This window comes from Longinema margulisiae (assembly GCF_025266855.1).
Taxonomy (GTDB): domain Bacteria; phylum Spirochaetota; class Brevinematia; order Brevinematales; family Thermospiraceae; genus Thermospira.
Genome location: NZ_CP053071.1, coordinates 2,236,159 through 2,262,210, shown reverse-complemented (window position 1 = coordinate 2,262,210; position 26,052 = coordinate 2,236,159). Strand labels below are relative to the sequence as shown.

The 26,052-nt window shown below is 44.5% G+C and carries 20 protein-coding genes; 4 read left to right on the top strand and 16 right to left on the bottom strand.

The genetic code is table 11. The features are described from left to right. Nucleotides 1-9: 9 nt before the first annotated feature. Nucleotides 10-444: a divergent PAP2 family protein gene (locus BREVNS_RS10120; RefSeq protein WP_483426890.1), complete on the top strand. Its 435-nt coding sequence runs from the start codon at nucleotides 10-12 to the stop codon at nucleotides 442-444. Here BREVNS_RS10120 and BREVNS_RS10115 read toward each other — a convergent pair. Together BREVNS_RS10115 and topA are read right to left on the bottom strand one after the other, a co-directional pair. Next, a complete protein-coding gene (locus BREVNS_RS10115) occupies nucleotides 441-1,727 on the bottom strand; it encodes a hypothetical protein (RefSeq protein WP_483426889.1) in 1,287 nt (428 codons plus the stop codon). The two genes, BREVNS_RS10120 and BREVNS_RS10115, sit on opposite strands and share 4 nt — an antisense overlap. After that, on the bottom strand, nucleotides 1,705-3,846 hold the full coding sequence (gene topA, locus BREVNS_RS10110) for a type I DNA topoisomerase (protein WP_483426888.1): 2,142 nt from the start codon (nucleotides 3,844-3,846) through the stop codon (nucleotides 1,705-1,707). The genes BREVNS_RS10115 and topA overlap by 23 nt, the downstream gene beginning before the upstream one ends. Before the next feature lie 148 nt (nucleotides 3,847-3,994). On the opposite strand from topA, the gene BREVNS_RS10105 reads away from it, so the two are divergent. Continuing rightward, nucleotides 3,995-5,512: an outer membrane protein assembly factor BamB family protein gene (locus tag BREVNS_RS10105; RefSeq protein WP_483426887.1), complete on the top strand. Its 1,518-nt coding sequence runs from the start codon at nucleotides 3,995-3,997 to the stop codon at nucleotides 5,510-5,512. A gap of 35 nt (nucleotides 5,513-5,547) precedes the next feature. On the opposite strand, the gene rpoD is transcribed toward BREVNS_RS10105, so the two are convergent. From rpoD to BREVNS_RS10070, 7 genes are all read right to left on the bottom strand, one after another. After that, entirely contained in the window at nucleotides 5,548-7,248 is a 1,701-nt protein-coding gene (rpoD, locus tag BREVNS_RS10100; RefSeq protein ID WP_483426886.1) for an RNA polymerase sigma factor RpoD, read from the bottom strand. A gap of 29 nt (nucleotides 7,249-7,277) precedes the next feature. Beyond that, nucleotides 7,278-9,062: a DNA primase gene (gene dnaG, locus BREVNS_RS10095; RefSeq protein ID WP_483426885.1), complete on the bottom strand. Its 1,785-nt coding sequence runs from the start codon at nucleotides 9,060-9,062 to the stop codon at nucleotides 7,278-7,280. 98 nt (nucleotides 9,063-9,160) lie between these two features. Then, nucleotides 9,161-9,886, bottom strand: coding sequence for a purine nucleoside phosphorylase YfiH/LACC1 family protein (locus BREVNS_RS10090; protein WP_483426884.1), 726 nt, complete (start codon nucleotides 9,884-9,886; stop codon nucleotides 9,161-9,163). A gap of 3 nt (nucleotides 9,887-9,889) precedes the next feature. Further along, nucleotides 9,890-11,641 carry a SpoIIE family protein phosphatase gene (locus BREVNS_RS10085; protein ID WP_483426883.1) on the bottom strand — a complete coding sequence of 584 codons (1,752 nt, stop codon included), beginning with the start codon at nucleotides 11,639-11,641 and terminating at the stop codon, nucleotides 9,890-9,892. A gap of 10 nt (nucleotides 11,642-11,651) precedes the next feature. Next, the gene (locus BREVNS_RS10080) at nucleotides 11,652-12,794 is read right to left on the bottom strand and encodes an iron-containing alcohol dehydrogenase (RefSeq protein WP_483426882.1); all 1,143 of its coding nucleotides are present in this window, start codon (nucleotides 12,792-12,794) and stop codon (nucleotides 11,652-11,654) included. Between the two features lie 72 nt (nucleotides 12,795-12,866). Further along, nucleotides 12,867-13,787, bottom strand: a complete 921-nt coding sequence (locus tag BREVNS_RS10075; protein ID WP_483426881.1) for an AEC family transporter — start codon at nucleotides 13,785-13,787, stop codon at nucleotides 12,867-12,869. Nucleotide 13,788: 1 nt separating this feature from the next. Next, on the bottom strand, nucleotides 13,789-15,108 hold the full coding sequence (locus BREVNS_RS10070; protein WP_483426880.1) for a DUF4921 family protein: 1,320 nt from the start codon (nucleotides 15,106-15,108) through the stop codon (nucleotides 13,789-13,791). Between the two features lie 332 nt (nucleotides 15,109-15,440). Between BREVNS_RS10070 and BREVNS_RS10065 the strand changes: the two genes are divergently transcribed. Then, on the top strand, nucleotides 15,441-15,800 hold the full coding sequence (locus tag BREVNS_RS10065) for a hypothetical protein (RefSeq protein WP_483426879.1): 360 nt from the start codon (nucleotides 15,441-15,443) through the stop codon (nucleotides 15,798-15,800). A 13-nt stretch (nucleotides 15,801-15,813) separates the two neighbouring features. On the opposite strand, the gene ftsW is transcribed toward BREVNS_RS10065, so the two are convergent. From ftsW to BREVNS_RS10050, 3 genes are read right to left on the bottom strand one after another with little or no spacing between them, the layout of a single operon-like run. Next, a complete protein-coding gene (ftsW, locus tag BREVNS_RS10060) occupies nucleotides 15,814-16,962 on the bottom strand; it encodes a putative lipid II flippase FtsW (protein WP_483426878.1) in 1,149 nt (382 codons plus the stop codon). A 10-nt stretch (nucleotides 16,963-16,972) separates the two neighbouring features. After that, on the bottom strand, nucleotides 16,973-17,863 hold the full coding sequence (locus BREVNS_RS10055) for a hypothetical protein (RefSeq protein ID WP_483426877.1): 891 nt from the start codon (nucleotides 17,861-17,863) through the stop codon (nucleotides 16,973-16,975). A 43-nt stretch (nucleotides 17,864-17,906) separates the two neighbouring features. After that, nucleotides 17,907-18,401, bottom strand: a complete 495-nt coding sequence (locus BREVNS_RS10050) for a hypothetical protein (RefSeq protein ID WP_483426876.1) — start codon at nucleotides 18,399-18,401, stop codon at nucleotides 17,907-17,909. Between the two features lie 144 nt (nucleotides 18,402-18,545). Between BREVNS_RS10050 and BREVNS_RS10045 the strand changes: the two genes are divergently transcribed. Beyond that, the gene (locus BREVNS_RS10045; RefSeq protein ID WP_483426875.1) at nucleotides 18,546-20,141 is read left to right on the top strand and encodes a glycoside hydrolase family 57 protein; all 1,596 of its coding nucleotides are present in this window, start codon (nucleotides 18,546-18,548) and stop codon (nucleotides 20,139-20,141) included. Nucleotides 20,142-20,407: 266 nt separating this feature from the next. Here the strand turns inward: BREVNS_RS10045 and BREVNS_RS10040 are convergent, their stop codons facing one another. The 4 genes from BREVNS_RS10040 to BREVNS_RS10025 are packed head-to-tail and all read right to left on the bottom strand — an operon-like array spanning nucleotide 20,408 to nucleotide 26,018. Continuing rightward, nucleotides 20,408-21,988 carry an AAA family ATPase gene (locus BREVNS_RS10040; RefSeq protein WP_483426874.1) on the bottom strand — a complete coding sequence of 527 codons (1,581 nt, stop codon included), beginning with the start codon at nucleotides 21,986-21,988 and terminating at the stop codon, nucleotides 20,408-20,410. Nucleotide 21,989: 1 nt separating this feature from the next. Continuing rightward, nucleotides 21,990-23,087, bottom strand: a complete 1,098-nt coding sequence (ychF, locus tag BREVNS_RS10035; protein ID WP_483426873.1) for a redox-regulated ATPase YchF — start codon at nucleotides 23,085-23,087, stop codon at nucleotides 21,990-21,992. Nucleotides 23,088-23,121: 34 nt separating this feature from the next. Beyond that, on the bottom strand, nucleotides 23,122-24,714 hold the full coding sequence (locus tag BREVNS_RS10030) for a transglutaminase domain-containing protein (protein WP_483426872.1): 1,593 nt from the start codon (nucleotides 24,712-24,714) through the stop codon (nucleotides 23,122-23,124). An 8-nt stretch (nucleotides 24,715-24,722) separates the two neighbouring features. Then, complete coding sequence (locus BREVNS_RS10025; protein ID WP_483426871.1) at nucleotides 24,723-26,018, bottom strand: homoserine dehydrogenase; 1,296 nt, start codon at nucleotides 26,016-26,018, stop codon at nucleotides 24,723-24,725. Nucleotides 26,019-26,052 lie beyond the last annotated feature (34 nt).

The window sequence follows — 26,052 nt, the reverse complement described above, 5'->3', positions numbered from 1 at the left end:
AGAAAACCCATGTCTTTTTTTCTTGAACTTTTGAGTAATAAAACCCTCATTGCCGCCTTGGGAGCCCAGGCCTCCTCTCAGGGGTTCAAGGTAATTCGATCCTGGTACAAAGAAGGACGTATTCGATTTGATAGAATAGCGGTATATGGAGACTTCCCATCGGCTCATACGGCTTTTATTGTGGCAGGAACCCTTACTTCCGGGATGACAGGGGGATGGTCCTCTCCGGCTTTTGCGATAGGAGTCATTTTCTCAGCGATTGTTATCTCCGATGCCCTTGTCCAGCGCCGGGCTATAGAAGAAACCCAGAAAAAGCTTGAATCTTTAGCTGGAAAAAAACTCTTTGATCCCCCTTTTCGGGGACACACGTTAGGAGAGATTCTCTCAGGGGCTTTGGTGGGTATTCTCTGGAGCCTTTTAATTGGTCTTTTTTGGCCCTTCTAAAGTCTCTCCGGAAAGATAAAATAATATCCTTTCTGAGGCCTTTCAACAATCAAGAGCAGGACACCACCCTCATTGACCACCTCTATGAGAGTACCGTTTCCATCCATTGCATGAATTTTGTCAACAGCTTTGTAGCGGTAGATTTCTTGAATGTCGTCCGAGAAGAGAAAAAGCGTTGGAATCTTTGCAAAACTCTGCTGAACAATGAGGCCATCTAAGGTAAAGGCTATAAACTCTTTCTCCGGATTTTCTCCTGAAAAACCCTTGACAAGCTTTTTTTGTCTCACATCATACAGATGGCCACCGGTGGAGTCCACATAGACATTGAGACTCTGCTCAGTGTTCCATTCTAAACTACGAAGGTCTGTGAGAGACCAGTTTGTTTCGTTTATGTCTCTTTTATACACCTTCTTCTCTACAAGAAGGTAAATGGTTGTATTCTCCAGTCGATATGAGGTAAACCTCTGAATACCCGCAGGAAGAGAGAGTTTACTCGCTTCACTACTCCCCTTGGTCTGAAGCCAGGAGGTTACCTCAGAGAGATAGAGATCATTCCCTGAGCGAAAAAGGATCTGCGTATTGCCCACCCATCGTGCCTGGGAGATATTGGTGACCCACCCTACCCACTGAAGGGTATTGAGATCCCAGAGATAGGTATATGACCTTCGACTCCCTATGAGGCGTATGAGAGCATAACGGCTATCCGGAGAAACCACAAAATCATCAAAGAACAATTGTTTGTTGTCAAAGATACCGATTTTTGCCTGTTTCTTTGTTTTGGTATCATAGAGCCAGACTTCTCGCATGGTGAGAGGCTTTTCTCCCTCTCCATCAGTATAGGTTTTCTCCACAAGGAGCCATCTATCCCGATAAAAACCATAAATAGCAGAAAAATGATCCACCGGTTCTTTTTTTATCACCTTTCTAGTATCAAGGTTATACCACCACAGGGAGTTTTTGTATATCCAGAGAGCTACAGGAGTAGGATCAAGCATGATCTTAGGAGAGAGAAGAAGTGGTTGATCCTGGGTGATTTTCCACTCTTTTGGAACAGCAAGAACAGGGGTTTTTGTCCATCCCTTGAGACCATAGCCCTCTATCTGTATCCAGGAATCATTACTTGTTTTCAACTGTACTATACTCCCTGCAGGCAAAAAAGCCGTTGGTGTAGTCTCTTCAGGCTTTTCAAAGAGAAAGGCTGTATCCACCAACGAAACATCCTGTCCCCAGGTAACTGAACTCAAAAGAATGATTAGCAAGCTAAAGAGAAGCGTCTTCTTCATATCCACATCCTTCTTTCAAACACACAAAACGGGTTTTTTTGTTCTCTGTTTTCACAAAGAGAAGGGATCCACAGGTAGGGCAACTTGGGTGCTGGTTCTCTTTTGTGGCGGGTTTGAGAAAAGTAGAAAAATCACACTCTGGATAACGATTGCAGGCATAAAAAACCCTTTTACCCCGGGATTTCTTCTCCACAACAAGCCCACTCTCACATTTAGGACATTTTCCTAACGGAAGAGGTTTGGCATTTCGGCACTCCGGCCAACCGGTACAGGCAAGAAAATACCCATATCGTCCCAATTTTTTTACCATTGGTTTCCCACAGAGTTCACAAACATAGGGAGTTGGTTCATCAAGCGTTCCCTTGATGCTGTCAATATGGGTATAGGCTGTTTGCAGAACTTCAGAAAAGGGGATATAAAAATCCTTCACTACCTCTTTCCACGGTTTTTGCCCCACCTCTACATCATCCAGTTCTGATTCCATGGTGGCGGTGAAGGAAATATCAACCAGTTGAGGAAAATGATTCACTAAAAGTTCATTGACCTTTTCCCCAAGAAGGGTGGGAACAAGACTCTTGCCCTCTTTTTTGATATAATGACGTTCAAAGAGGGTTCTGATTGTTGGAGCATAGGTTGAGGGACGTCCAATACCTTTCTCTTCCATTTCCTTGACCAATGAGGCTTCCGTATAACGAGCCGGAGGCGTGGTAAATTTCTGTTCTGGTTCAACCGAAACAAGCTCCACCTTTTCCCCTACACTGAGTTCTGGAAGGGTTCGTGGTTTCTCTTCTTTTTCTGTTTTTCCTATGTCGTAAACCTTTTGATAACCATCAAAGATTTGTTTCGAAGAACTAGCCACAAGAGTAAGACCATCAGCCTCTATTTCCACAGAGATCTGCTCATATTGACTGGCTGTCATCTGGGAGGCTACAAAACGCTTCCAGATGAGAGAGTATATTTTGTACTGTTCAGGGGTGAGATATTGGGCTATGCTCTCGGGGGTATATTCCACATTGATCGGACGAATAGCCTCGTGCGCATCCTGAGCACTCTGTTTGTTAGAAAAGACTCGGGCTGTTTCGGGAAGATACTCCTTGCCAAAGTTCTTTTCAATATACGAGCGTGCTTGACCTATCCCTACAGGAGAGATACGTGTCGAGTCAGTTCGCATATAGGTGATAAGACCGGTACGGGTTGTACCAATATCAATACCTTCATAAAGCTGTTGGGCTATCTGCATGGTCTTGGCTGTAGAATAGCCATAGACAGTATTTGCCACCTGCTGCAACGTACTGGTGATAAAAGGGGGTTGGGATTGTCGGCTACTCACGCGCTTTTTGATGTCTTTTACCATATAGGTCGCTTTTTCAAGCCTTTCGACAATCTTTTTTGCCTCTTTTTCGTTTGGTATCTCTGTCTTCTTCCCATCGATACGGGAAAGAATAGCCTCAAACTTCTTTTTTTGCTTGTGAAGATGAACCGTTATCTCCCAGTATTCCTGGGGAACAAAACGTCGTATTTCTTCTTCTCTCTCACAAATAAGCCGGAGAGCCACGGATTGCACACGACCGGCAGAAAGACCTGATTTCACTTTTTTCCACAAAAGGGGAGAAAGCTGATATCCAAAGATACGGTCAATTACCCGTCGTCCCTGCTGGGCCTGGACAAGCTTCTCATTGATATCCTCAGGTGATTTGATTTTCTCCTCTATCTCATTCTTGGTAATCTCATTAAATTTTACCCGCTGTATTGGAATAGAAAGGTTATACTTTTGAAGAACATTTTTGGTGAGATCGTTTTTGATATGCCAGGCAATGGCTTCTCCCTCCCTGTCAGGATCAGAAGCCAAATAAATCGCTTCCGCATTTTTGGCAGCCTGGCGAAGTTCTTTTATTACTTTGGATTTATCTCTCATCACAATATACTCAGGCTCAAAGGTCTCCAGATCCACTCCCATACGAGACTTTGGAAGATCAATGACATGCCCCACAGAAGAAAGCACTTCATAGTCTTTGCCTAAATACTTCTTGATGGTACTGGCTTTGGATGGCGATTCTACCACCACGAGTTTTTTTCGAGAAGAGGATCGTGGGGAAGCTTTTTTGCCTTTTGTTGCCATGGGAAAGCTCCTTGTCAATTTCCAGAAACACAGAATCAAAAAATAGTATACAATAAAAGGAAGAAAAAGTCAAAAGGAGAAGGTTTTTTCAGTTTTTTTCTGATTCTGTCGATATATAAAATAACTCTTTTCTAAAAAGGTGGTTTTTATGACTCGCTTTTTGGTTGTGGTGGGGGTTTTTCTCATAACCTGTGGCTGGGGGCAGACTCTTCTATGGCAGACCAATCTCAACAGCCTCATTGTGGCTACACCTACGGCTTATAACGGAAATATTTATGTGGCTACCTACCGAAAGGAGGTTTTGGCTTTTTCTCCTGAGGGAAATTTTCTCTTTCGTGTCGTCGGGAATGCCCCTTTTACCTCTTCACCCCTTGTTCTCTCGAATTATCTGTATATTACAAGCTTAGATGGAGTTCTCTATGCTATTGATGCAGAAAATGGCACCATCCTCTGGAAAGTCGCTCTCCCTGAAAGTTTTTCAAGTCCTCTCGCAAGCCAGGATAATCTCCTCTATACAGGAAGTGTGAGTAACACCCTCTATGCTATTACCGCCAATACTGGGATCATGCAGTGGTATGCCTTCCTCAAAGGAAGTGTGTATGGTCGTCCCTATGTAGATGAGGAGAGTGTTTATGTAGGCGATTTTGGTGGATTTGTGAGCCGTTTTGATAGAAAAGGTCAACTGGTATGGCAAACAAACCTCGGGGGAAAGTTCTTTGCCTCCCCTGTCAAATGGAATAATCTCATTTTCATAGGTTCGTCCACAGGAAACCTCTACGCTCTCACCACCACAGGAACTGTCGCCTGGCGAATCAGTAATACCAAACCTCTCTCGGCAAGTCCTGTGATATACAAAGATAGTATCATTGTTGGCGGCTATGATGGCTATCTCTCCCGCCTTGTAGCCTCCAATGGACAACTCCTCTGGCAAACAAAACTCTCCAATGTTATTGAAGCCTCTCCTGTGTTAGGAGGGGATAAAGTTTATGTGGCTGACTATTCAGGGAGGCTTTTCTGCGTTGATGCAGAAACGGGAAGTATTCTCTGGGAGTATTCCCTTGGGGGAAGTGTGCGTTCAAGTCCCATTTTAGTAAATGGAAAGATAGTGATTGCCACCGTAAGTGGAATATTATCCGTAATTCAGGTGGCGGAAGAAACCCTCACCGCAGGGCCATCTCTTAATCCATGGCTTACCGGAAAAGAAATCACCCCTGTGACCGCCGAAGTGGTTGCTGAAGAGACACCTCCCCTCACCAATGAAATCACCAACGAAGTTCCTCTGGTTGAAGTTCCCCAGGAAACGGAAGTGGTTTCTCTCCCGGATATCAGTACCAATGTGTTGGTGATGACCAATTTTGTTACCAATACCATCGTTCTCACCAATCGTATCACCATTACCAATGCGGTAGAGAGATGGCAACCTGTTTCGCAGGGAAAGTATGTGATTCAAGTCGGGGCATTTCGAAACAGGCAAAACAGCCAACGCCTCATTCAGCAGCTCAGAAAAGCAGGCTGGAATGCCTTTGAACAGAAGGTGAAAGTGAAAGGAAAAACCTATTACCGGGTTCGTGTGGGGTATTTTGCCACCATAGAAGAGGCCTATACAAGCCAGAGGCGCCTTGAAAGGTATCATCTCCCCACCATGATTATCAGAAATCGGCAATAAAACACAAGCCCCTTGCGTCTGCAAGGGGCTTTCTTTTAATAGTCTAAGAGCTTTTTCACATTCTTGGGATTGCGAAGTTTACGGATAGCTTTCGATTCAATCTGACGAACACGTTCACGGGTAACCCCAAGGGTATATCCTACCTCCTCAAGGGTGTGAGGACAACCATCCTCAAGCCCAAACCGGAGAATCAGAACCCTCTGTTCACGGTAAGGAAGCTGATTGATGATCTCAAAGAGTTGTTCCCTGAGAATATTGGACATGGTGGAATTAAGGGGACTGGTGGCTCGATTATCCTCAATGAAATCACCCAAGGAAGAATCCTCGTCCCGTCCCACCGGTGTTTCAAGAGAAACAGGATCGCTCGCCACTGCCTTGATCTTTCTCACCTTGTCCGGAGAACATCCCATTCTCTGAGCAATATCTTCAATGGAAGGGAAATATCCCAATTCCTGGGTGAGGTCCATCTCGATCTTTTTGATCTTGTTGATTTGCTCAATCATATGGATAGGAATACGAATAGTTCTCGATTGTTCAGAAATAGATCGGGTAATCGCCTGCCTGATCCACCAGGTGGCATAGGTAGAAAACTTGTATCCCTTGTTGTGATCAAATTTCTCCACGGCACGAAGAAGTCCCATATTCCCCTCTTGAATGAGATCAAAAAGGTGGACCCCTCTATTGATATACCGTTTGGCAATAGAAACTACCAGACGAAGATTGGCATTGACAAGCTCCTGTTTGTGCTCGTCCACTATTTGCTGGCCTATAGTCACTTCCTGTCCCCAGTGAAGAAGGTCTTCTAAGCTGGCGGTATACATTCGTTCATAGTTTTTGAATTTTTGCTGGATCCGTTCAATGGTGGCAATAACCGCCTGCAAACTTTCATTATCAGGGTGTTTTTCCTTGAGAGCAAGAATATCAGGAATCTTCATGTTGTTATTCTCTTCAATCAGTCTCAAGGTGTCTTGGGCCTCCAGGATCTCCCGGTAAAGCATCTGGAGTTTAGCGGCGGCGTTCTCTGTGAGCTTGGGATTGAGGTCAATATTCTGCACAAAGGCCAAAAAGGCATTGTTAAACTCATTGATTTGCTTTTTGATAGCCTTTCTCTCCTCAGGAGAAGCCGTAATCCATGCCTCCTTGAGGGGATCTACATGACGATGATAGTCCGCCAAGAACTCCCCTACTTTCTCCACAATCTTCATGCGTTCCTGCTTTTCCTTGCGATTCATGTTATAAATCTTGGGGAGATTGAAGAAATCATAGAGACGTCCTGTGTATTTTCCCTCACTCTTTGGATCCAGCAAACGGGAAGTGATTTCCTCTACTTCTGGGATAAACATCCCCGAATCATGCACAGCTGTCCGAATTTTGAGCTGGCCCTCTTCGATTTTTCTGGCTATCTCAATCTCCTGTTCAGAACTAAGAAGGGGAACACGGCCAATCTTTTTGAGGTAAACACGCAAGGGATTATCCGTCTGGTCCTCTTCTGATTCAATGATAAAACTCTCTAAATCCTCATCGTCAAAGAACTCTTCAAACTCTTCAAACATGTTTTCGGTGAGGGTAATATCATTCTCCTCTAAAATTCGGACAACATATTCCACCTTCTCCTGGGAAGAAGCAATATCATCAGGAAGCCTCTGGAGAAGTTCATCATACGTGAGAATGCCTTTCTCCTTGCCATACTTGATCAAAGGCATCAGGGTTTCCATATCGATACCTTCGAAATCCATCTATCTTTCCTCCTTGTTTTTCTCTTCTCTCAAAAAGACACCTGGGCATGAAGCTCTTCCAATGCCCTTTTGGCTTCAAAAATCCTCTGCTGCCAATCTATCTTTTCCTGTTGGAGTAACTTCACCGTCTCAAAATCCTCTTTGTTTCTCTCTGCCTGTTCAATCTTGAGTGTACACTCGTGATGTTTTCTCTGAAAGTAATGAACAAGAAAGGTATAGATCTGTTCCATAATCCCTTCGCCGGGTACTTCCTGTTGAAAAGAAAAAAGCTTTTCATACAGGGCATTGTCCTCTTTGATGATGTCATAAAAAGAGGTCTTTGAGGGTCTTTCTGTGATAAGAATATGATACCATGTTCGGTATCGTTCACTCGTAAACATCTCTTCTTCTACAAGGGCCTGTGCCATATCCAAAACCATAGGATCATTGGCGTTCACAAGCGTCGCTAAAAGCGTCCTTTCATGTTCCTCTGCCTGAGTCTGAGAGGCCATAGCCGCAAGTTGAGGAGCCTCTTCGTTTGTCTGATGCCTTTTGGTAGTCCGAAAAACAAACTGCTCAAAGTCCTTATGCAGGATAACATACGATACCTGCAAAAAAGAAGCTACTTTCTGGATAGCCTTGACCTGTTCATTGTGGAGTGGTATTTTTTGAATAAAACGGAACATCTCTTCTATCTGCTTGCTCTCAGGCTGATTTTTCATCTGATATTGCCTGATATACATCCACTTGAAACCCACAGGATCCATCGCATGCTCTTCTAAAAAGGCATGCATTCCTTCCTTGCCACGTTCAATGACCATTTCATCGGGATCCATTCCCTGAGGTAATATTACCACCCTGCTCTCCATTTTGGTTTCAACAATCAGATCAAGTGACCGTGAGGCTGCCTGTAAACCTGCATTATCCCCATCAAAAAGAAGCACTAATGTATCGACATACCTTTTCAATAACTCAAGTTGGGATAGGGTAAGAGCTGTCCCCAAAGGAGCCACGGCTGAGGTAATCCCCGCCTGATGAAGCCCTATCACATCCATATACCCTTCTACAATGAAGGCCCTTTTCTCCTTGGCTAACGTCTCTTTGGCCTGAAAAAATCCGTACAAAACGTCACTTTTTTTGAAGTAAAGGGTATCAGGGCTATTGATGTACTTGGCCCCTTCCTCACTCCCAAATAAACGTGCCCCAAAAGCAAGGGGAGAACCATCCCTATCATAAATAGGATACACAATACGCCCGGCAAACCTATCTTTGTGGTCATAAGTGGAGAGAAGTCCATACTTCACCATCTGGGCATACTCAAAACCGTGGGAACGCAAAAACTCCCCAAGTCCCTGGGGTCCAGGGCTATACCCTATTCGGAAGGCTTTTATAGTCTCTTCTGTGAGTCCCCGTGAAAAAAGATAGTCCACAACAGCCTTTCCCTTTTCGGACCAGAGCGTTTTCTGGTAGAACTCAATGGCCTTTTGATACATATCAGTATAGTTTCGCTTCTTCTCTTCTGCTCCCCTATCAGAAGAAAGGTAGGGCTTGATATCCTCATGGACCATCGTAGCCAAATATTCCATCGCTTCAAGGTAGGAGAGATTTTTGTATTCCCGCAAGAAGGTAATAGCATTTCCCTTGGCATGACAACCAAAACAATAGTATAACCCCTCTTCATTATTCACAGAAAAAGAAGGGGTCTTTTCCTTGTGGAAAGGGCACAAAGCCGTATATTGCCTCCCACGGCGAACAAGCTTGATACCCTCCCTCTCCATAACATCGACAAGGGAAACCTTGGAAAGAATTCTGTCTCGAATATGATCAGGAATCATCGTCGTTTTATCTGCCACCTTGTGTTTGAAACGTGAATTTTCCGTATAAAAAATATACGCATTTTTTCACCAAAAATCCTAATTTTTTTTTGTTTATTTTAGAGAGATATCTGCTGTCTTTTGCCGACAAAGTGAAGATGACGACATCTTCTTTCTCCACGACGATAGGAATACCAGAGCCGGCTATCCCCACAGAAGGTGCAAAAAGGTATGGTTTCGATTCTTTTTACCCCATCTTTGGCAAGATCTTCTTTTACCTTGGCTTCAAGGTCAAGATACCACCGATTATTTCGAAAGAGCGCATACTCAGAAGAAACTTCCTGAATAATCTCTTCCCCAACCTCATAGCAACAGGCTCTGATATGTGGCCCAATGAGAACACGAATATCTGATGGTTCGTACCCAGCCCCGGCAAGTTGAAGGATCATCTTCCTGTGGATCTCCTGATAGACTCCCTTCCTCCCTGCATGAACAACCCCAATCACCTCCTTCCCCCAATAGAAAATGGGAAGACAATCAGCAGTAAAAACACCTAACAAAATACTATCAAGCGTTGTCCAGAGACCATCTCCTTCAATCAGGGGATTTTGAAGAAAAAAAGGAAGCGTTTCTTCGGTAACTCGATGAATAGTAGCAGAATGGGTCTGATGAAGGGTCACTATGCTTGGAAACCCTAAGCTTTCTCCAAGGCTTTTTCGTGAGAGAGTGACGGCATTCCACTCCTCGGGTGTTTCTACCGTATGGTAGGCATACTCATGGGAGCTTCTCACCGTACTTCCCATGAGTGGAGAGTGGTGATAGAGAACAAGTGGATGTTTTGTCATATCTCAGGCTAACTTAAACGCAAGAACAGTAATATCATCCCACGGAGCCACCCCTTCGCTCCACTCTTCTACTTCCCGAAACAGGGCCTGTACGAAGGCTGAGGCACTCATATTCCCATAGCTCTCTACCACCCGCTTGAGATTCCCAAAACCAAATTCCATCCCATTTTGATTGTTTGCCTCAAGGACCCCATCAGTCACTAAGAAAACAAGATCATGGGGGGTCAATATCAACGACTGGGCTTCAAATTCCGTCTTTGGCTGTATGCCCAAGGGAATACCTCGACCGGAGAGAAGATGAATCTGATTGGTCTGTCCCCTATAGACATACTGCATATTGTGACCTGCATTGGCATAACGAAATTCACAGCTTTCAAGATCCAGAACCCCATAAAACACCGTCACAAACATACCAACCCGTGAATCATCATAGAGAATGTGATTTGCCATACTGAGCACTTCACTCGGTTCTCGCAGCTGATACGCATAAGCCTTGAGAACACTTCGAGAAACAGCCATAAAAAGAGAAGCAGGGAGTCCCTTTCCAGAAACGTCTCCAATAACAAAACCTATATGCTTCTCATCAAGTTCAAATACATCATAGAAATCTCCCCCCACCACCTCTGCAGGTGTCATACGTGCCGCCAAGGAAAGCTTGGAGAACCTTGTGAAATCCTTGATCAGAAGGGCATTCTGAAGCATGCGCAAAATATCAATCTCTCGTCTGAGTTTTTCATGCTCAATGCGTTCCTGGTATATCTTGAGCGTGTCATGGGTGTATCCCACCTGGGAAGCAATAGTCTGGAGAAGCTTCACCTTGTCGAGAGAATAGACCACTCCCTCCCTTGGTTCACTCACACTCAATACGCCCACAGGAATATTTTTGCTTCGAATTGGCACAGCCATGAAGGCTCCTTTCTGGTACCTGAGTCGCTTGTTCTTGAGACCCTGTTGTTCAATATTGTTGGTAAAGAAGGCCCTGTTCTTTTTCATCACCATCGCAGAAATACGATCCGATTCAAGAGGAATCTGGACCTTCTCTGTGAGGTTTTCATCTATTCCCGTACCGGCGACAAGCACGAGACTGTTTTTCTTCTCATCCAAAAACATGATAGAGACTCTTTCCGATTCAAAGACATCTCGAATGAGTGAAGCAATCTGAAAGAAGACATCCTTGGGATTAAACGATGAAGTGGTGAGATTACTGATTCGGTAGAGATACTCCATTTCTTTGGCTCGATCTTTGATCTCCTGATAGAGAAAGGCATTCCATATAGCGATAGCCGCCTGATTGGCAAAACTCTGGAGAAGAAGCACATCCTCTTCATCAAACCCCCCATCCTTGGCATTCACTACCTCTAAGACTCCAATCGCAATATCATTTCGGAGAAGGGGGACAGCAATAAGGTTTCGCGTTTGCATTTGGGTCATTCTGTCCACACCACTATAGAAGTCTTTTTCCTGACTGGTATCATTGACAATACGGTAGTGCTTACTTTGAGCCACTTGTCCTGCGATCCCCTTGCCCTTTGGTACCACCAGGGAGAGAAGCTTGTCAGAACTTATACCAAACGCCACTTCAAAGTGGAGATTTCCCGTTTCTTGATCCACCAGCAAGATAGAGGCTCCCTCTGCATTCAACAGTCGAGCCGCATAAAGCGCAATATCCTGAAGAATATCCTTTGGTTTGGCAAGAGAGTTAATTTTCTGGCTGATGTCAAGGATCGCTTCGAGGTCCTGAAGACCAAGGGCCATAGGTTTCTCCTTAATACGCCGCTGAATAAATCTCTACCAGTTCATTCTTACTGGCAGGACGGGGAATATAGGTCAAAAATTCATACTGACCGGCTACACGGGCGGCTGCCTCAAGCCTGTCCTGTTCTATCCCATACTCCGAAAGGCGCTGGGGAATATGCAGATCAAGCATGATACGCCGCATGGCTTCCACTGCCATAATAGCCGCTTCAATCACGGAAATATCCGTCACCTTCTCACCTAAAGCCGCCGCAATTTGAATAAATTTGTTCGCAGCCGCGGTGAGGTTAAATTCCATCACATGAGGAAGAATAACCGCCGCGCCAATGGACTGAGAAACTCCTGTCTGAGACTCAAGTCCCATAGAGGTAGCCGCACAGGTACCAAGCGCAGAGCCGTAGATAGCCAATGAAGCGAGGAGACTTCCCATACTGAGGTTTCCCTTGATCTTGGTATTGGCTGTTTCTACAGCGAGTCGTTTGAGGTTGACACTGAGATACTCAATGGCCCGAAGGCTAAAAGCATCAGAAATAGGATTTGCCTTTTTACAAATATAGGCATCAAATGAATAAGCAATAGCCTCAAGACTTGAGTAGATAATATCATTGAGGGGAACCTCTTCGCTAAGAGAGGGGTCAATGATCACACTATGGGCTACGGACTCCTTATCAATATAAGGTTTTTTTATCTTGTCCGTATCGTCTGTGATATACGTCTGAGGAAGAAGTCCCCAGCATATGGTCTGAAGGGTGGGAATCTCAATATAGCGAACCTTTTTCATGAGAAGTTTTCTATGACTTTTGACCTCTTCCTGCTGAAACTCATGAGTACTGAACTGAGCAATCACCTTGGCAATAGAAAGCACCGTCGAATCTCCAATGCCTATCACCACATCAGCCCGCGCGTGTTTGGTGATGTTCACTCCTTCAAAGAGATCCTGGGTGTTGTAACGCTTCATTTCATACATAATCACCCCATAGGCATATCCCTCAATCATTCGCTTCACCTTCTGGGCAACAGCCGAATTATGGGGTTTTTTGTCTGTGACAATGACTACTTTTTCTGAATTTGGCGTGGCAAGTTCCGGAAGACGGATAAGAGAATCCATCCCATACACAATGAGTGTAGGAACCTGAAACTCAAGAAAAGCCATGGCTCTCTCCTTTTGTATCCTTTTCTTATTTTCGGCTTTTTTGGCCAAAAACTATGCTTTTTTCGCCGTTTCTCATAAAAATCCTCTCTGAAGGAGTCCTATCCAGACGGTTAAGGTGACCGTACTCATCAGAATAGAGAGAAACACAATCTCACTGGCAACTTCTGAACGCCCTCCATAATGTGTGGTGAGAATGGCCGTATAGACCGCTGATGGCATGGCTATTTGGAGAAGCCCTGCCTTGAAATACATCCCATCCACCTTCAAAAGCCAGAAAAGCGGAATGGCTACAAGAGGAACTACAACCAATTTTACAAAACTGATAAGAGAGGCAAAAAGGCTCTGCTTTCCAAAACGAACAGAAGCAAGTTGAAGCCCTACCTGAATAAGGTTAAGAGGAATAGCACTGAGCCCTATCATTTGAATAGGCTTAAAAACAGGATCAGGAAGTCTTACTCTCAAAAACACCAGAAGTAAAGCCACTAAAATAGCATAAAAAACAGGAACTTGACTCGCGGCTTTGAGCGCATCCTTCCAGTGAAACTTTTCTCTAGCGGCAACAAAAACCCCAAACGTATGGGTAAAAAACGAATAAATCACAAGAAGAAGTGAAGCCACAGCAAGCCCTTCTCCTCCAAACGCCGCTTCGGTAATAGGAAGACCAAAATTCCCTGTATTGGCTAAGGTAGTCGTCAGAACAACTACTCTTGTGATACCCTCTTCCCACTTGAAAAAACGAGCTATGAACCATATAAGGACAAAGGATAGTGCGACCAGAAGAGATACCACCACCAGAAGTCGAAGAAAATAGAGATTGATCACTTCAGGATGGGAGTAGATAGCCTGAAAGATCAGGGCAGGAGTTAAAAGATACAAAGACAACGTGGAGAGGGTTTGGTGATGCCAGTGAAAAATTTTGCCCAAAATATACCCGATCCCAAAGATCAACAAAACAGGAAAGACAATAGTGTAAAATATCTCTATCCACACCATACTATCTCCGTGAGTACAGAAGTGGATTGGGTTCTCTGCTGACCTCAGCCCCAATCCGAATCCCCGGGGCAAAACGACCTGTTTCTCTGGCCTTCAATAGCCTCTCCGTCATAATCTCTGTGAGTTGTTCCGGTGAAATAGGATTGATATAGATTTTTGTGTTACCCTCAAAACCCGCAGGCACATTGAAGCGAAGCTTTACAAGGATTCGCCAGGGAAGCACATACAACGAGTCAAAGGGGGTATAATACCATTCTTCATTGCAGGTAATCTCCGACGTCAACGCTACATGAACAGCATGCACAAGATCACTCATGCCACGGATCTCCTGGGGGGTCTGATGAAGGGGAGTTCCTTCTCGACTCTTGGAATACACAGCAATGGTAGGATACCTATGGCCTATCTCCACATACCCAATAGCAAATTCATTTTCTAAGAGCAAAAATGAATTATAAATAGCAAAATTGACCCCAAACTCATTGTAGATATTGGGATTTTTCATTACCTCTCGAATCTCTCGTTCTAACTGAACACCCCACTCATCAAGTCCCACTAACTGCCTGTGAAGATGATCAAAAGAAGCCCCCGCTGGCTTGAGCCAGTTCTGAAAGATAGAGATATAACGAACAAAAGGATTTTGTTCCTTGATAGATCGCATGGTATCAATCGTAAACATCATATATTGAAAGTGTTCTTCCGGAGTAAAATCGCCCGCCGAAAAAAGATCAGTGGCGTATTTTGCCCCGGGTTTATAATGCCTGAGCCCTAAAATAAGTTCATGGCACCCACCAAAAAAGGCATCAATTCTCTCTAACTTTTCTTCAAAGGTCTTGTCCTCTAACCTGATGCCCAATTTTTCATACTTGAGGGCAAGCACATTCATCACGTGCCTCATGCCTTCCGGATCACTCAGGTAAGCATCCCTCCATTTTCTGATATGTTCCGCCATACGGTACTGATAGTTTTTCGTCCAGTAATTGTACCCCACAATCTCAAAGAGATTACCTACACGGCGAAAGTGGATCCCTCGTGAGTCTTTCACCTGATGAGGGAGAAGACAATACTCTGTTTTCCACTCTTTCCCATCAAAGAAATGTCTCGCCTTCTGTGGCGTGATATATTCCCAATTTTTCTCACAAAAATGGCAATAATCCTCTGGTTCTCTCACTGGTTCTGTGAGAAGTTCCTTTTCCTGCCCGTTGGGGAAAAAGGCCTTGTACCCCCTCTCCGAAACAGACCACACCTCTGTTTGGTTAAAGGGGTTAATCTGTTTTACGGTACCATCAGGCATTCGATGATAATAACGATCATAAGAGCCCATAGCCGCTCCTTGTATATCGATGGTTATTATTATACTTCTTCTCGGGAAAAAAAGCAAAGAACAAGGCAAATCCCTCTTGAGACCCTTGCGCGGGTGTTTTCTTCCCCTGTTTAGGTCAGGGGCTACGCCCCTGAAACCCCGCTTTTTCTGTTCACAAGGGTTTATTTGTCTTTTTTATCCAAAAAAATAGGCCTGTTTATTATGGAAAGGAACATTTTTATACTACTTTTTGTTTTTTTATTACTTTCTTGAGACCTTTGCACGAATGTGCAAAGGTCTCGTTTCTTTACTTTTTTCTTTTTGTGTCGATATATCATATCAAGGAGAATCCAATGAAAAGAATGCTCTTTTTTTGTGTATGTATCCTGCTGGTGTTTTCTTTCAGCTGCGACATGAAAAAACAAACCAGACAAACCCCTCCTGAAAAACCAAAAACCGTCGCTACCAAAGACTCAGGCGAAACAGTGTCTTCCTCTCCAACGGTTCAAAAAAAGTCTTCAGGCTCTTCTTCCTGGTGGGAGAGAATGTGGTCTCCCCTTTCTTCCAAAACCTCTGGTAAGAAAACGCCTTCCTCTTCATGGCAGGTTGCCTTTGAAAATTTCACCTCTCGTCTCAACCCAGCGACTATTGTCTTTACCATGGCAGGGGGAGGCATAGTTCTCCATTTTCTTCTCAAGGCTTTCAAAAGGTAGCCTTTTACCTAAGTTATTCTTCCATCGTCGTTTGAAAATCCTCGTGAATCTCTCGCCAGGTTTCCTTCACCTCTTCGTGGGTTGAGGCACTGAGATTCAGAAGAATACCCATGGCTAAAGAAAACATAACAAAAGACGATCCCCCATAACTGAGAAAAGGAAGACTCACCCCTGTTGGGGGAAGTACTCCTGTAGTCACACCGATATTGAGTATCACATGAAGAGCAAAAAGAGAGGCTATCCCATACCCAAGAAGTTGTCCGAAAGGATCTCTCACATGTCTTGCAATCAAAAAAGCCCTCAGGAAAATAAAGATATAAATCCCTAAAAGAAGAAGCGCCAAAAGAAGCCCTAACTCCTCTGTGATCACCGCATAAATAAAATCAGTGTGAGGAGTTGGCAAGGCACCTAACTTCTGGACTGAATTCCCAAGCCCCTTTCCAAACCACCCAGCCCCCGCAAAAGCCCTGTACGATTGAATCAGGTGGTACCCTCGTCCATAGGGATCATCCCAGGGATTGAGAAAAGAGAGGATTCTCGCCTTTCTGTAGGTAACCTGAATCACAAAGGTCACCAGAACAGGAAGACTGAGAAGCCCCACACTCAGGAGATGCTTGATAGAAGCTCCTCCAACAAAAAACATGATAAGCCCCACCGCCAAAAGCAGCGTGGCAATAGAAAACCCTGATTGCATCAAAATGATAAAAAACATCGCGGTTACGATGAGAAGAGGGGGCAAAAGCCCAAAAGTAAAATTTTGAAGCTTCTGTTGTTTCTTGGTGAGAATATGCGCAAGGTAGATAATAACAACTAACTTGGCAAACTCAGCCGGGTTAAAATCAAAAAGCCCAAGGCTAATCCAGCGTCTTGCCCCACCGCGCACACTTCCAAGCCCAGGCACAAAAACAAGAAGAAGAAGAACAAACGTCACCAGTACCATGGGTTTAATCCAGAAGCGAAGCCGGGTATAATCATAATGGGCCATGAAAACCATACCCATGAACCCAATAAGCATAAAAAGCAGTTGTTTCATGGCATAGGTATAAATATTTCCCGTATAGCGAAGGGAAAAATACGAACTGGCACTAAACACAAAAAGAACACCCACAATCATCAGAAAAAACACGGCATACAGAAGAGGTCTATCGATTTTTGAAAACAACTCCTACCCCTCAAAAGCGATACGCATAACTCAGCGCTATACGATAAGGCTTCACATCCGTTTTCTCATATTTCCATGTGGTGAAATGTCCTTCTTTCAAGGAATACTGTCGCTCAGTATACCACTGCAAAAGAATGGTAAGGGAGTGATGTTTCCCTTCAAAATAGGCCAAAGGCCCAAATACCCACTCGGTATAATCAGAGCCCCAACCAGAGGAAGCCAACGGAGAATCTTCCCTATGAGAAATCCTTGTTGTCGTTGAAAGAAGACATCCGATATTTCTCAAGAGGAGGGGCATTTGATAAGCAATCACAGAGGTGGTGAGATATCGCCACCCATTGTAATTTTGTCCACTATCGACCTCATAGAGCCATGGTGTCGTCTCATCGGCTGAGGTAAGCATACGGTAATTCAAGGCATGCTCAGTATAGAGAAGGACATGAGACCATTCTCCTGGTATGATGGCCCCTGTATCAAACTGAAAAGCCCCCTTTCCCCATAGTTCTATAACAGCCCCTCCAAAAGGTGTTGGTGTCTGGGTATGGTTCGTGTTGGAAGAAGGATTGAGCGCCAACCCGGTGAAGGAAAGAAACGTCCACCCTGTACCAACCTTTCCCCCGCCACTGAAAACCAGAATAGCCAAAGGAGAGAGACTCACTTCTCCTCCTGCATTGAAGGAAACAGGAGAAATCTCTCCAAATACCTTCCAGAGAAGAAAATTCTCCTTTGTCAAAAGAGATTTTCCCTGCAGGAAAGGAAATTTCTCCTCATGGGAAACCACTACCTTGGTTTCTATCCCTCCGCTAAAATACACCGCATTCAACCACTGAATCTGGTTTTTTACGGTAGCAGAAAAAAGCGCAAGTGGTATTCCCATCATGACAAGTAGCCATCTTCTCATGATATCCTCCTCTGGATGGTTTTTCAAGTTTTTTTCCGTTCTACTACAAAAACTTCATAATGGCTGTGGATAAGGTAACAAGAATACCTATAAACCACATTATCATGGTAAAACGATGGTTGACTTCTTCAAATCGTTTGTCAACCAACTCAAATCTTTTATCCATCAACTCAAAACGCTTATTCATTTCTTCTCTCATGAGCTCTAAACGTTTGTCCATTTCCTCAAAACGTTTATCTACTTGCTCCAAACGTTTGTCTACTTGTTCAAAACGTTTATCTACTTGCTCAAAACGTTTGTCTACTTGCTCAAAATGTTTATTTACTTGCTCAAAACGTTTCTCTACCTGTTCAAACCGCTTATCCATCTGTTCAAGAAGCAGTCTGAAATCCTCTCGTAGATGCTCTATATCCTGTTTGGTAGCGTGTTCTTCTTTGATTTCCTTGATGTACAGCTCCAGTTCCTGAATGACCTCTTCTGCCTCTTCTTCAGAAACACTCTTGGTAAGGGCCTTGTAGAGGGAAATAAGAGAAGACATCATTTACCTCCGGTTTATAGTATACACCACAACAAATAAGAAGTCAAGAAGAAAAACATCAAACAAAAATTTTTCAGTGAGGAAATATTGACTTTCTCTTATTTTGCCTTATGATAGTAGTATAAAAATCCACGAGGAGAAGCTATGAAACAGGGATACTGGATGTTAGTACTTCATGCCCATCTTCCTTTTGTCCGCCATCCTGAGTACAAGGACGTGATCGAGGAAAGATGGCTTTATGAGGCTATTACTGAGACCTATATACCCCTCCTGTGGGTTTTTGAACAGTTAGCCGAAGAAAATGTACCTTTTCGGCTCACCATGTCCATTACCCCTCCCCTTGCCAATATGCTTACCGATCCTCTTCTGCAGGATCGATACGTTCAGCATATTGATAAGCTTATTCAACTGGCTGAACAGGAAGTCGTCCGCAATCGCTTTGTTCCGGAGTACCTGACACTCGCCCAGTTCTATCTTGATCGTTTCAAAAGAGTGCGAAAAACCTTTGTAGAAACCTACAAAAAAGACCTTGTCAAAGCCTTTCGCCGTTTTCAGGATCTTGGTTTTCTTGAAATTCTCACCAGTGGAGCCACTCATGGTTTTTTTCCTCTCTTGAGTGTCCACCCAGAGGCTGTGCGGGCTCAGATTCAGGTGGCTGTGAAGGATTATGCCCGACATTTTGGTCGTGCTCCAAGGGGGATATGGAATCCTGAGTGTGGATACTACCCGGGACTGGAACATCTTCTCAAAGAGGCCGGGATCCGTTTCTTCTACACGGATACCCATGGTATCCTTCATGCCTCTGAAAAACCCCTCTATGGGGTTTTTGCTCCCATGCAAACACCCAATGGGGTAGCCTATTTTGCCCGTGATGTGGATACCTCTCACACGGTCTGGTCATCCACAGAAGGATATCCAGGGGATGGGGCTTACCGGGAATTTTACAGGGATATTGGCTTTGATCTGGAACATCACTATATCAAACCCTATATTCATGAGAGTGGACTTCGGGTAGCCACGGGTATCAAGTACCACCGTATCACAAGCAAAGAAACCCCTATGGATCACAAACTCCCTTATGACGTGGAACTTGCTCAACAAAAGGTACAGGAACATGCCCAGCACTTTCTCTACGGAAGAGAACAACAGATCGACTATGTGGCTTCCCTCATGGATCGTCCCCCTGTCGTGGTGTCTATGTATGACGCTGAACTTTTTGGACACTGGTGGTTTGAAGGACCTGATTTTCTTTACCATGTCATCAAGAAGGTCGCCACTCATCCAAAGATTGGGATGATCACCGCTCCTGAATATCTTGAGATGTTCCCCCACAATCAAGTAGCCACCCCTCCCCTCTGCAGCTGGGGATACAAGGGATACTGTGAGTTCTGGCTCAATGGTACCAACGACTGGATTTATCCCCATCTTCACAAGATGGCCGAGCGGATGAGAGAATTGGCCAATACTTACCGTGGAAACCAGAACCCAGTCGTTATCCGCGCTCTCAATCAGGCTGCAAGAGAGCTTCTTTTAGCCCAATCATCCGACTGGGCCTTCATCATGCGAACAGGAACCATGGTGGATTATGCAGTGAAACGGACCAAACTCCATATCTCCCGTTTCAACAGGCTCTATGAGATGATCCATGTCCAGGTTTCCATTGACGAAGCCTGGCTGAGTGAGGTGGAAAAACGGGATAATATCTTCCCCGAAATAGACTTCAGGGTATATGCCTCCTGAAGAACCTACGAAAACCTATGAGAGCTATCCTTCTGCAGAAACTCCTGCAGAAGGATTTTTTTTGAGACCTTTGCACGAATGGGCAAAGGTCTCAAAAAAGTGGTAAAAAACAAAAAATAGTATAAAAATGTTCCTTAACGTAATAGATAAAACTATTCCTTTGAACAAAAAAGACAAATAAGCCCTTGTTAATGGAAAAAGCGGGGAAGAGGGGCGTAGCCCCTGACCAAGACGGGAAAAGAAAACATCCATACAAGGGTCTCTTTTTATATTTTCTTTTCTTGGGAAGAAAGCTCATAAATCTCAAGAATTCTGTCAAGCCGAAAGGTTCTCTCTTCTCCTGTCAAGTGGCAAAAAGCCCGTAACCCCTCAAAAGTTTTCCCGTGATATTCCATGGTTCCCACAAAAAGGGGAAGAATCACGCGGCGACTTTTTGTATCATCGGGCTTGAGATACACCATCTCAAGAAGTTTCTTTTCGTCTATGGCCTTTTGAAGAAGGCTTCTTTTTTCTTCCAGGGGTCTTGCCTCTTCTGCCTGTTGATATCGTGCCCCTGTCATAAACCGAATAATATGAGAATCCACCTTGACATGGCTTTTTCTGATGGGGTGTTTGAGAACAAGCCCATCCAGACTGGTCACACGACTGAGAGCCACATAGGTCTGACCACTGGCAAAAGCCCCTTTTTTCATATCTAAGATAACGTGGCTAAAGGTTTTCCCCTGGGATTTGTGTATGGTGATACTCCATGCTAGTCGCAAAGGAAACTGGGTAAAACTCCCTATAGCGGTCTTTTTCACCTCGTTTTTTCCCACCGTTTCATACCGATAGGATGTCCAGGTATAGGGCTGGACCTCCACTTCTGTGCCATCGTCAAGCTCCACCTCAACAACATCTCTGCCACAATGTAGAACACGACCTATGGTTCCATTCACCCAGGCACCTGAGGGCTCATTGGTGAGAAACATGACCTGGGCCCCCTTCTTGAGAACCAGCTCATAATCGGTAGGCATGTCTTTTTCAGAAAACTCCCCCTGAATTTTCCCCTGATAGGTCTTTTCCGATGAGGGAAGCTTCTGGAGTTCCCTCTGGTTGATTTCATCGACAATGTCATTGTGGGTAGTGAGATAAATATATTGCTTTTCTCCTGGTTCAAAATCAGGATCAAAGCGCTCATTCAAAAGGGCAATATCCTCATCTGTCACCGTACCATTTCGAATACGGTTGAGAATATCAATGAAAACCTTATCACTTTGACGATAGATCTTTTCCAGTTCGTAGATTTTCATCGCAAGAGAGGGATAACATTTTGCAGAAAAGAAATAGGGAGAATCATACATCGTACTGAAAAATTCCTTTTCTGTACTCTTCAACACAGGGGGAAGTTGATAAAGATCCCCGATAAAAAGGAGCTGAATGCCTGCAAAGGGAAGAGAAGCACGTTCTCTCTCATGTTTTCTTTTGCCTTTTGAAAAAACCTCTCTTGTTATCCTTTCCATCATATCGAGGAGATCGGCTCTCACCATGGAGATTTCATCAATTACAAGAAGATCCGTTTGCGAAAGAATATCGTACAATACATGTCCCCGTCTCTCTAAAATCTCTGGAATATCCCTCTCCGTATTCACGGGAAAGATGCCGTAAAAAGAATGAATGGTCTGTCCCTCAACATTGAGCGCTGCTACACCAGTGGGAGCAAGAACTACAATACTTTTTTTACTAGTCTCAAGAAAATAACGCAAAAAAGTGGACTTCCCCGTCCCTGCTTTTCCTGTAAGAAAGATATTCTCCCCTCTTTGAAGCGCTTCAAGAACCTGTGTAAAATCCTTGTTTATCTCTATGGACATACTATACGGAGAAACGGACAATAATCACATCACCATCCTGCATCACATAGTCTTTGCCTTCCAAGCGGATAAGCCCTTTGTCTCTGAGAGCGGCCCAGCTCCCATGTTTCACAAAGTCCTCATAAGAAACAACCTCATCTCGAATAAAACCCTTTTCCATATCGGAGTGAATCACCCCTGCGGCTTGAGGGGCTTTTGTCCCATTGGGGATGGTCCAGGCTCGTGTCTCCTTTTCTCCAGCCGTGAAAAAGGTAATAAGCCCCAAGATTTTGTACCCTTCGACAATCAATCTTTCCAGCCCACTTTTCTCAAGCCCCAGATCCTTCAGGTACTCTTTCGCCTCAGCGGGATCAAGTTCAGAGAGTTCCTGTTCAATCTTGGCCGAAAGGGCAATGATATCTGCTTTGAGGGTATCAGCCTTGGCTTTGAGTTTGGCATAGAGCGGATTTTTTTCGTAGGTGGTGATTTCTTTTTCACTCACATTGGCCACAATCAAGAGGGGTTTCGCCGTGAGAAACTGATACGCATCCACAATTTTTTTCTCCTCTGCTGTGAGAGGAATATTCTTGATGAGTTCACCCTCCTGGATAGTGGATTTGATCCTTTCGAGAAGCTCTACCTCTTGTTGAGCCTCTTTATTGCCGGCTTTGGCCATCTTGGTTCGTTTGGCCAAAATATTTTCTATCGTTTCAAGGTCTTTGAAGATGAGTTCCATATTGATAATCTCAAGGTCTCGAATAGGGTCCACCTCCCCAATATGGATGACATCCTTGTCCTCAAACAAACGAACTACCTGGACAATAGCATCCACCTCTCGAATATGAGAGAGAAACTGGTTTCCAAGCCCTTCTCCCTGGCTGGCACCCTTCACCAGCCCCGCAATATCCACAAATTGGACTGTGGTAGGGGTAACCTTTTTGGCCTCCACGAGCTTAGCCAAGGTATCCAGTCTTTCATCCGGGACGGCAACAATTCCCACATTGGGATCAATGGTACAGAAGGGATAGTTAGAACTGGCCACTCCCGCCCGGGTGAGGGCATTGAAAAGGGTGGATTTTCCCACATTGGGAAGCCCCACAATTCCACAGCTAAAGCCCATGCTTCTCTCCTTGTCTTTTTTTTATCCTTTTGTTTTATCTCCCAAGCTTTCGCTTCGCATAATCTCTATAATACTGAAGTTGCTTGTCGTTGGGGTACTGAGTGAGTGCTTCTTCAGCATACTCAAGAACAGACTTCCAGTCTTCTTTGTTCACATATTCTTCAACAAGGCTTCGGTAAGTCACAAGAATAGCCCTGTCAATCTCCCAGTTATCCTTATCATACTGCAGGGCCTCTTTGTACCAGTTCAACTTCTCCCGTTGAGAAGAAGAACTATTCCCCCGCATAATATAAAGGGCAGCAAGGTTTTTTCGTAAAACGGAAGAGGTGGGAAGGAATTGAATCCCTCGCTGAAGAATCTCCACAGCCCTCTGCCACAAACCCGCCTCTTTATAGGCAAACGCAATACTATTATAATATTCAGCAAGAGAAATATCTCTTTCTATACCTGTTAAATCCTGATACCATTGAAGCACAAGATTTTCGTCCTTGGGATACAGCTTCCATTCACTGATGAGTTTCTTGACAAGAGAATCCATCCCAAAGCCTGACACCTTTTTGTACCAGCTTCGCTCGCCAAAATCTTTTTTGACGTCCTGAAGAGTTGTCCAGGCCTCTTCATAGGCATTGGTCTGGATAAGTCGATAGAGAAGCTCCTGATACACAGAGGCGATAAGTTCTTCTCTTTCCATCAAGATGGGGCGATATTTCCCAATATTCTGTCTAGCCTCCACAAAACGCCCATCCTTGAGCATCCCTAAGATGGTATTATACACAAAAAACTGATAGTTATTACTGAGAATAAGGCTCTCAGGAAAGATTCGTATCCCCTCCTCTAATACTGCCATGGCGTCATTGGTAACACCTCGATTCCAGAGAAAAGAAGAATACTCCTGATAGGCGGCAATCCCATTGGTACGAACAAAGGGGATAGTGTTATCCAGTTCCATAGCCCTCAAAGCCAACTGAAAAGCATTGGATATGTCCCTTCTCCGTACCTGCATATAGACTTCGTTGGCATACCAGAGGGCGTACCACTGAATGAGATTGGTAATCACCGCTCTTGGCACCCGCTCATCAGTAAAAGAAGTGAGTCTCACAAAGTCCTGCTGGGCTTGGGTCTTTTGTCGGAAGTTATAGCCAAGGGGAGTAGTGGCCTCTACTTCCACCCACTGATTGTTGACAAATACCTCTGGTCTTGCATGTGTGGTATAGATATTTAACCTCACAGGAAACCCTAAGGCTCTTGCTGAAAGGGCGTACAGAAGCGAGGAAGATACACAATTAAACTCGCCTGTTTGGAATACCCCAGAAACCGTATTGGCCGTCTCCCGGTAACGTTTTAGAAAGCGTTCATGAAGAACAAGCAAAATCCTTTCCGCTTTTTCTGAATCACTCGTGAAATGTTGCTTCTGGAGCTCTGTGATCACACTTTGCCACTGAGAAGCATAGAAAGAAATACTCTCCCTGTTGGTAAGCCACGCCACCGTGAGAAAGCCCTCTATGGGATCCATATTGGTGGTTTTCTCCCAGAAAGAAGCCTCAAGTGGATGAAAATTCTCATTCCAAAAAGCACTCCTTCCCCACAAACACAGGGGAAAGAGAACAAGAAGAAGGATTTTTCTCATATACCCTCCTATTTTTCCCTCCCATCAAGGATACGAATCATCACCACCCTATCCCTCACAAAAGAGAGATGAGAAATCTCCTCAAGGGCAAGTCGCATCTTCTTCTCCGAGGCTTCGTGCGTGGTCATAATCAACGGAACGTATTCATTTTCACTTTGTTCCGGTTGAAGAACTGAAGCTATGCTGATACCATACTCGCCAAAGATACTAGCAATCTTGGCGAGTACCCCCATCTGGTCAAGGACATGAAAACGAAGATAATAGCGACAATAAACCTCATCAATGGGTTTGACCTCCAGTTTTTGATACGCCCGAAAGAGCTCAAACGACTTTGTTTCAAGGTGTTCGGCAATAGCCATGACATCACCCACAACCGCGGTTGCCGTGGGATGAGAACCAGCCCCTTTTCCATAGTACATAGAGGTTCCTAAGTACCTACCCTCCACCAGAATCGCATTGTACTCATGATGAACAAAAGCAAGTTGATTGTCCTGAGGAACAAGGGTTGGGTGAACCCGAAGTTCGAGCCGATTGTCTTTGTCTCTTTTGGCAATGGCCAAGAGTTTGATCACATATCCCATCTTCTCCGCATGGAGAATATCCTCAAGGGCAATGTGTTCTATCCCCTCATAATAGACCTGGGAGAACTCCACCTCAGTGTGGAAGGCCAAAGAAGCCAGAATAGCCAACTTGTGGGCAGCATCGTCCCCATTCAGGTCAAGAGTAGGATCAGCTTCCGCAAAACCCTTCTTTTGGGCCTCACGCAAAGCCTCATCCAAGGAACGATGAGAGAGAGACATCTGGGTGAGGATATAGTTTGTGGTGCCATTGACAATCGCATAGATCCCTTCGATGACATCGCCTACAAGGGAGTGGGTAATAGTCCGGAGGATAGGAATTCCCCCTCCGACACTGGCCTCAAAAGCAAGGCTTTTTTTCATCTGTTTGGCAAGGGAAAAAAGATCCTTTCCCCTCTCAGCAAGAAGAGCCTTGTTGGCTGTGACCACATGCTTCCCTGCTTTGAGAGCCTCTTCTACGAGGGTATAAGCAAAGGTCTTGCCTCCCACCAGTTCTATCACAATATCTACCTTTGGATCAGACAAAGCCTCTCTATAGTCCGTGGTCAACTTTGCTTTTTCCACCTTTACCGGCCTGGGAGTCGTGATATCCTTGTCCACCACCCAGCGAAGCTCAGGAGAGATACCTGTACGCTTTTCTATTGTCTTTTCGAGTGTTTGAAGGATCTCTACCACCCCTGAACCAATCGTCCCAAATCCTACCAAGGCAATACCAACCGTTTTCACCGCTCTCCTCCATGTGTATGCGTGAGTGTATATT

Excerpts from the sequence above, each read along its gene's own strand:
- BREVNS_RS10040 (WP_483426874.1), bottom strand. The coding sequence starts at position 21,988 with ATGTCCATAGAGATAAACAAGGATTTTACACAGGTTCTTGAAGCGCTT.
- ychF (WP_483426873.1), bottom strand. The coding sequence starts at position 23,087 with ATGGGCTTTAGCTGTGGAATTGTGGGGCTTCCCAATGTGGGAAAATCC.
- BREVNS_RS10090 (WP_483426884.1), bottom strand. The coding sequence starts at position 9,886 with ATGACAAAACATCCACTTGTTCTCTATCACCACTCTCCACTCATGGGA.
- BREVNS_RS10050 (WP_483426876.1), bottom strand. The coding sequence starts at position 18,401 with ATGTCTTCTCTTATTTCCCTCTACAAGGCCCTTACCAAGAGTGTTTCT.
- BREVNS_RS10045 (WP_483426875.1), top strand. The coding sequence starts at position 18,546 with ATGAAACAGGGATACTGGATGTTAGTACTTCATGCCCATCTTCCTTTT.
- BREVNS_RS10065 (WP_483426879.1), top strand. The coding sequence starts at position 15,441 with ATGAAAAGAATGCTCTTTTTTTGTGTATGTATCCTGCTGGTGTTTTCT.
- BREVNS_RS10105 (WP_483426887.1), top strand. The coding sequence starts at position 3,995 with ATGACTCGCTTTTTGGTTGTGGTGGGGGTTTTTCTCATAACCTGTGGC.
- BREVNS_RS10085 (WP_483426883.1), bottom strand. The coding sequence starts at position 11,641 with ATGGCCCTTGGTCTTCAGGACCTCGAAGCGATCCTTGACATCAGCCAG.
- rpoD (WP_483426886.1), bottom strand. The coding sequence starts at position 7,248 with ATGGATTTCGAAGGTATCGATATGGAAACCCTGATGCCTTTGATCAAG.
- BREVNS_RS10115 (WP_483426889.1), bottom strand. The coding sequence starts at position 1,727 with ATGAAGAAGACGCTTCTCTTTAGCTTGCTAATCATTCTTTTGAGTTCA.
- dnaG (WP_483426885.1), bottom strand. The coding sequence starts at position 9,062 with ATGATTCCTGATCATATTCGAGACAGAATTCTTTCCAAGGTTTCCCTT.
- BREVNS_RS10030 (WP_483426872.1), bottom strand. The coding sequence starts at position 24,714 with ATGAGAAAAATCCTTCTTCTTGTTCTCTTTCCCCTGTGTTTGTGGGGA.
- BREVNS_RS10070 (WP_483426880.1), bottom strand. The coding sequence starts at position 15,108 with ATGGGCTCTTATGATCGTTATTATCATCGAATGCCTGATGGTACCGTA.
- BREVNS_RS10055 (WP_483426877.1), bottom strand. The coding sequence starts at position 17,863 with ATGAGAAGATGGCTACTTGTCATGATGGGAATACCACTTGCGCTTTTT.
- BREVNS_RS10075 (WP_483426881.1), bottom strand. The coding sequence starts at position 13,787 with ATGGTGTGGATAGAGATATTTTACACTATTGTCTTTCCTGTTTTGTTG.
- BREVNS_RS10080 (WP_483426882.1), bottom strand. The coding sequence starts at position 12,794 with ATGGCTTTTCTTGAGTTTCAGGTTCCTACACTCATTGTGTATGGGATG.
- topA (WP_483426888.1), bottom strand. The coding sequence starts at position 3,846 with ATGGCAACAAAAGGCAAAAAAGCTTCCCCACGATCCTCTTCTCGAAAA.
- BREVNS_RS10120 (WP_483426890.1), top strand. The coding sequence starts at position 10 with ATGTCTTTTTTTCTTGAACTTTTGAGTAATAAAACCCTCATTGCCGCC.